We start from the raw sequence: 5,667 nt of genomic DNA on the forward strand, positions 1-5,667 counted from the left end.
TTGAAATTCACCAAGCGTCCCGAAGCCAATCTAAAAATGATGGAATGCCATGTCTTTCCTGCCTTTGGAAAAATGAAGGCAGAAGACATACCGACTGAAAAAATCAGACAGTTTCATACAAAAATTGGAACTTCTCGAGCACCCGGAACAGCCAATCGCCTGCTCACCATTATCAGTGCTACCTATAATTTTGGTTTACGTGAAGGACTAATCGCGGGAAGTAACCCCTCCTCGCGGGTCAAAAAATATCGTAGTATCGCCAGGGATCGCTTTCTTTCCATGGATGAGCTGAACTTATTCTATCAAGCCCTAGATGAAGAAAATGAATTATTCAAGGATTTTTTCAGTGTATTGCTTCTAACAGGCGCAAGAAAATCCAACGTTCTTTCCATGCGCTGGCAGGATATTTCGTTCGATTTAAACAGGTGGAGAATTCCGGAATCTCATACCAAGAACAAAGATGTGAACATTGTATTGTTGACCGAAAAAGTAGTACAAATTCTGCTAAAACGAAAAGCACAAAACGAGGATAGCCCCTCTCCTTCTACTTATATTTTTCCTGGCGAAGGTCAAAAGGGATATCTGAATGATCCTAAGAAAGCCTTCCAACGTATCAAGGATAGAATGAATGTTTCTGATATCCGCATGCATGACCTGCGTCGCACGCTTGGAAGCTACATGGCTATCAGTGGTGCCAGTCTACCAATGATTGCAAAAGCACTTAATCACAAAAGCCATGCATCGACGGCTATTTACGCCCGGCTTTCGGATGATCCAGTCTATAATGCAATAAATGTTGCTGCTAAATTTATGGATCAAAAGTAAGTTTGTAAGATGAAGCTATGCTGTTTTGCTACTCCACGAAACAATACCCCATGCGGCAACATGATCGCCATAATGCCATTTTCGGCCAGGTGATAGATCATGTGTTGTACCAAAGCGAAATCCACTTTGGTGGCCGGTACCGTGCATAAACATCTGATTATGTGCTCAATACGACAATTAAACTTCCTATTGGCTACATATTCACCAAGTTTGTTTTTGTTAGTGAGTTGAATAGTCAAGGAGCCGTAAGGTTCGTTCAATGCGGTGAATAACCTCCTTATTCACCGCATATTTTGCGATTAAAATATTGACAATGCGGTGAATACATGCTATATTTAACGCATAACCTGCGGTGAAATATGTATATCCATCAAAAATCACACTGGCCACAGTTTACCTGGTACAATTCGCAAATCCTAGAATTACTAGGCTCGGTACGCCATAAACAAGGCCTCTTGCTGGGACGTATGCGAAATCTCGGATTTTCTCTTCGGGAGGAAGCCGTCCTACAAACACTCACACAGGATGTTCTTAAAACCAGTGAAATAGAAGGTGAAATCCTCAATCCGGATCAGGTCAGATCTTCCCTCGCCCGACGCTTGGGAATGGATATCGGAGCACTGGCACCGGCTGATCGCCATGTTGATGGTGTTGTGGATATGCTTTTGGACGCGACCCAACATTTTGACCATCCTTTATCAGAAGACCGCTTATTTGGTTGGCATTCAGCGTTGTTCCCCACAGGTAGAAGCGGCATGTATAAAATTGCGGTGGGAAAATGGCGCGACCAGTCCGCCGGACCGATGCAGGTCGTCTCAGGGGCAATGGGAAGGGAGAAAATTCATTTCGAAGCCCCAACTTCGGAAAAAGTTCCCGAGGAGATGATCCGATTTATTGGCTGGTTCAATGAAAATCAGGGACTAGACCCAGTTATTAAATCAGCAATTGCACATTTGTGGTTTGTGACCATACATCCTTTTGATGATGGCAATGGCCGAATAGCAAGAGCGATTGCGGATTTGCAATTGTCGCGTGCTGATAATAGTACACAACGTTTTTACAGTATGTCGGCGCAAATACAATTGGAGCGAAAGCAATACTATGATGTTCTAGAGAAAACGCAAAAAGGAGACCTAGATATAACAGAATGGTTGACATGGTTTTTATCCTGTTTGGAAAGAGCACTCGTCGCTACTGATACAACGCTTAATTCGGTGCTTTCAAAAGCCCGTTTTTGGGATTTATTAGCGACGAAAAATATCAGCGAACGCCAGAAGCTCGTGCTCAATAAGATGCTCGATGGATTTGAAGGAAAACTCAATACTTCCAAATGGGCAAAAATTACAAAGGTTTCCAACGACACTGCGTTGCGCGATATACTGGATCTGGTTGAGCAAGAAGTGCTTGTAAAAGAAGATTCCGGGGGACGAAGCACAAGCTATAGGCTTGTTGATTTAAAGTAAAACGGATTTGTTACGTGCGCTTTCCGGAATCTGCACTATCCATTTCATGCAAGCCTTTTATTTATCAAATCCATATTGGACTGACTAATGCCGTATTCTTTTGCCAAAGACTTCCACTGCCCCAAGGCAAACCGGGTTTGGCCTATACTCTCTTCGACAAGTGTTTTTGAGAGACCGCCTTCAAGTCCCAACTTTATAAGCTGTTTTTCGCCAGGGTTTCTTCCCTCGCCCATTACCATTGTGCTCTGTTCTCCCCCTGGGCCATTTGAAAACGTCAGATCATAAGCTGGCGACAACTTCCACTCGCCTTTATCATCCATTAGAAAACTGAAATTTTTGGCATGGTCATCCCGGTTGTAGGCCAAGACATTGAAAACAGCCAGTCTATACATTTTCTCAACTTCCCGAATATCTTTCGTAAGCTCACCGGTCAGCGTCAGTAAATCTTCATAATCCAATGACGGTATTCGAAAATCGCTATGTAACAACCCGCTTACTGTATGCATGTGGTATCGTTTTGTACCATCCCGGTCAAAACGTTTTGCCGCAAAATATCCGTTTCCTTTACTGGCTGCGAATAAATGAGCTTCTGACATTGCAACACCCGCCTCTTTGGCCATCAGCGCATACACGTATTCAATTGCACCGGAATCCAACCCATCTTGGGAATTTGGAAATTTGACCAACCAGGGCTCAAATCCATGGGCGAGTTGCTTTGCACCATGCGATATGTTCTGGCGGCTCTCATCAACCCCTATGAGCGCTTTGGGTCTTGCCCCGGCAGATGATCCATTTAAAGACAGTAGTTCCTGAATAATCTCTTCTGAACTTCCTGTAAGAACTTCACCGGCTTGCTGAGCAAGATGATCCAGATCAATCAAGTCATCTGTATCAGACGGACTATAATCCGGTTCATAGACCAAGGCTCCCATTCCGTGAAAACCAACATGTGCCAAACGATCCAGTGGAGTTATATCGGAAGGCAATATGTTTTGAGAACGCAAAAGTCGGTCAAATAATAAACGCCCCCAGCCGTCAGGCAGGCTATCGCTAAATACTCCAGCCAGTCCCTCGAAAGGTCTTGCTTCAAAAGCTGTAAGTCCCGGTTTAAGAGGTAAACGTAATGGAGAAATCTCCAACCTTTTTTGAATGAATGAGGCTTGATATTCAAAATAAATGGAATGGTCGCGAATAGCCAAACGTCCGACCGGAAAAATTTCACTTCCGAAATCCAATCCCACTTTAAGTTCTGTGATAGCTCGTTTCATTTGTGACGGCCTCGTTTACGGGTTGAAGTCTCTTCTTTCAACACTTCATCGATGGAAGAAAAAGCTGGTTTTACTGGCTTTATAGCATCAATCACTTCCTCCAGACCGCCAACCACCAATAGGAGTCTAAGGAATGACTCCAAAGAGATGACTCCTTTCTGCTCAAATTTTCTTAAAGTTGGAAGGGCAACACCTGAACGGACTGCCAGACCCTCCTGAGTAAGGCCTGCATTTAAACGCCTGGAACGCACGTTTTCAGCAAGCTTACGAAGCGCCTTAGATGGCGATATAAGTGATATCATTATATTACCTAGTTACATTACACTCTAATAATTAATATTATTGTATCACAAATATACTAAATTGTAAACGAAGAAATCGTTACTTAGATGGTTTAAAAATGAAATTATAGGTATTAGATGTGTTTTTAGAAATAGCTTCGGATATCATTGATTAAAAATCGGCGATAAAATTCGACGCCTCAACAACACAATGGTAAAAATTCTAACTATTACGCATCTCAAATACGCGATAGTTATAAAATATACTTGCCTTTTAGCCACTCATATGTTAACTTTAACGTATCTCAAATACGCGAAAGTTAGACATGGCACTTTTTCTAGTTGGTGAAAATATTGATAAGACCCGTGGTCACTACCTGTCTGAAACAGGACAGCTGATACAACTGATGCGGGGCATCTATGTAACAAGTGGCTCCAATATTGAAGAATTAGTTCTCAAACATTCAGTGAGGATTGCCAAATATCTTTATCCAAGGGCTTATTTGTCAGCTGCAAGTGCTGCATTACTAGGCCCTACCCTTGATGGGAAGCTTTTCATTAGCGGCCCCAGATCCCAGAGAACCAGAATACGAAATTTAGAAATCGTCCAGAATAAAGCTCCGGAATTCTCGTCAACCGCTCCTGCCATCATTGATGACGGCATGGGTGAATTCAAAATAGAGGTATCATCGATCAGACAAAGGTTTCTGGAATCTTTCAGACGAAAAAGTGAACATGGCGCTTCCATTGACACTGCAATGCGGTCAGCAATGGCTAAGCGTGTTATCGAGGAATTTGATTCTACTGAAAAAACCGCCGATGCGCTGTGGGCAATTGCCCGAAAAAATGAATGGTTTTGGGAAGGCGAACAGGCTGAACGATATTTGAAACAAGGGTTAGAGTTATCTCCTATACAGAATGAAGCCAGTTTCGACTTGGTTGTAGCCTGGCATGGAAATCCGATAGGTACACTGTCTCATGATGGCTTTGAATGGTATTGGCGTGCTGAAAAAGGGTTTCATCTTCCCCTTGTTCGGCAGACAATCCCTGGAAAACTGCCGCCCTTTATAAGTGCCCTACTTCCAGAAGGTTGGCTTGAAAATATTTTAAAGGATAGTGATGAGCGCAATTTACTGCGTACCGGTAAGCGCTATATGTCGAATATCACAGTTTCAAATAGCAAAAAAGATTTAAAGCAGCTCCCAGCAGATATATTAAGCGTTTCGCTCTCTCAGTTTTCTAGTGGCGGTATTTTACAGGAACATATAACGGGCCATGCAGAGATAATATCGAAACCTCTTTTGAGCGGAATTTGGCCAACATTTATAAAAGTGCTGAAACCCCACGACTTTCCGGTGTACAGATCAAAGCGCCGATGTCACTTGACCATCAAGGTATATTACAGCCAAGCGCAAACCTACCTTTCACGCATATTCTTAAACCTGCCGGGACTGGTGGTTTCGAATATCTGCCAATAGTCGAATTCATATCCCTTACCCTTGGTAAAAGCATTGGCTTTGAAGCTCCTCAGTTTGCACTTACGCAAATGCCAGATGGCATGCCCCCTGCTCTGATCGTAGAGCGTTTCGATATTCGTAATACAGCATCTGATAACAGGCTCATCGCACTTGAAGATTTCTGTTCGCTCTTGGATTTAACAGCAGCAAGTAAATACGACGGGACAGTCGAGCAGGCTGGACGGGCATTACGGGGCATTGCTCTTTCCGCTTAAAACTTGGACTGATTATGCAGCGATTTGAAGGTTAAAATATTCTTTTGGTGTTTTCATTTTTAAAGCTGAATGGGGAGCAAAATCATTATATTCATCTA

The 5,667-nt window shown here is 43.0% G+C and carries 7 protein-coding genes; 4 read left to right on the plus strand and 3 right to left on the minus strand.

Annotated features, from left to right (window positions below):
- Positions 1 to 825, plus strand: an 825-nt coding sequence (locus RB622_RS29790; protein WP_308050485.1) for a site-specific integrase, incomplete at its 5' end; no start/stop codon positions are given.
- Here RB622_RS29790 and RB622_RS29795 read toward each other — a convergent pair.
- A complete protein-coding gene (locus tag RB622_RS29795) occupies positions 816 to 1,085 on the minus strand; it encodes an N-6 DNA methylase (protein ID WP_409022098.1) in 270 nt (89 codons plus the stop codon). The two genes, RB622_RS29790 and RB622_RS29795, sit on opposite strands and share 10 nt — an antisense overlap.
- Before the next feature lie 99 nt (positions 1,086 to 1,184).
- On the opposite strand from RB622_RS29795, the gene RB622_RS29800 reads away from it, so the two are divergent.
- Complete coding sequence (locus RB622_RS29800) at positions 1,185 to 2,288, plus strand: Fic family protein (protein ID WP_308050486.1); 1,104 nt, start codon at positions 1,185 to 1,187, stop codon at positions 2,286 to 2,288.
- 44 nt (positions 2,289 to 2,332) lie between these two features.
- Here RB622_RS29800 and RB622_RS29805 read toward each other — a convergent pair whose 3' ends face one another.
- Together RB622_RS29805 and RB622_RS29810 are read right to left on the minus strand one after the other, a co-directional pair.
- Entirely contained in the window at positions 2,333 to 3,556 is a 1,224-nt protein-coding gene (locus RB622_RS29805) for a type II toxin-antitoxin system HipA family toxin (protein WP_308050487.1), read from the minus strand.
- Entirely contained in the window at positions 3,553 to 3,858 is a 306-nt protein-coding gene (locus tag RB622_RS29810; protein ID WP_308050488.1) for a helix-turn-helix transcriptional regulator, read from the minus strand. The genes RB622_RS29805 and RB622_RS29810 overlap by 4 nt, the downstream gene beginning before the upstream one ends.
- 305 nt (positions 3,859 to 4,163) lie before the next feature.
- Here RB622_RS29810 and RB622_RS29815 point away from each other — a divergent pair, with 305 nt between their 5' ends.
- The gene (locus RB622_RS29815; RefSeq protein ID WP_308050491.1) at positions 4,164 to 5,315 is read left to right on the plus strand and encodes a hypothetical protein; all 1,152 of its coding nucleotides are present in this window, start codon (positions 4,164 to 4,166) and stop codon (positions 5,313 to 5,315) included.
- Positions 5,213 to 5,569 (plus strand): HipA domain-containing protein, encoded by a 357-nt coding sequence (locus RB622_RS30430; RefSeq protein ID WP_409022100.1) that lies wholly within the window; start codon positions 5,213 to 5,215, stop codon positions 5,567 to 5,569. Before RB622_RS29815 ends, RB622_RS30430 begins: the two co-directional genes overlap by 103 nt.
- Positions 5,570 to 5,667 lie beyond the last annotated feature (98 nt).

Origin of the sequence: Dyadobacter sp. LHD-138 (assembly GCF_030929615.1) — a bacterium.
In the GTDB taxonomy this organism is placed as follows: Bacteria; Bacteroidota; Bacteroidia; order Cytophagales; family Spirosomataceae; genus Dyadobacter.

Bases quoted from the DNA above. Each gene is read 5' to 3' on its own strand.
- RB622_RS29800 (WP_308050486.1), top strand. From the start codon at position 1,185: ATGTATATCCATCAAAAATCACACTGGCCACAGTTTACCTGGTACAAT.
- RB622_RS29805 (WP_308050487.1), bottom strand. From the start codon at position 3,556: ATGAAACGAGCTATCACAGAACTTAAAGTGGGATTGGATTTCGGAAGT.
- RB622_RS29810 (WP_308050488.1), bottom strand. From the start codon at position 3,858: ATGATATCACTTATATCGCCATCTAAGGCGCTTCGTAAGCTTGCTGAA.
- RB622_RS29815 (WP_308050491.1), top strand. From the start codon at position 4,164: ATGGCACTTTTTCTAGTTGGTGAAAATATTGATAAGACCCGTGGTCAC.
- RB622_RS30430 (WP_409022100.1), top strand. From the start codon at position 5,213: ATGTCACTTGACCATCAAGGTATATTACAGCCAAGCGCAAACCTACCT.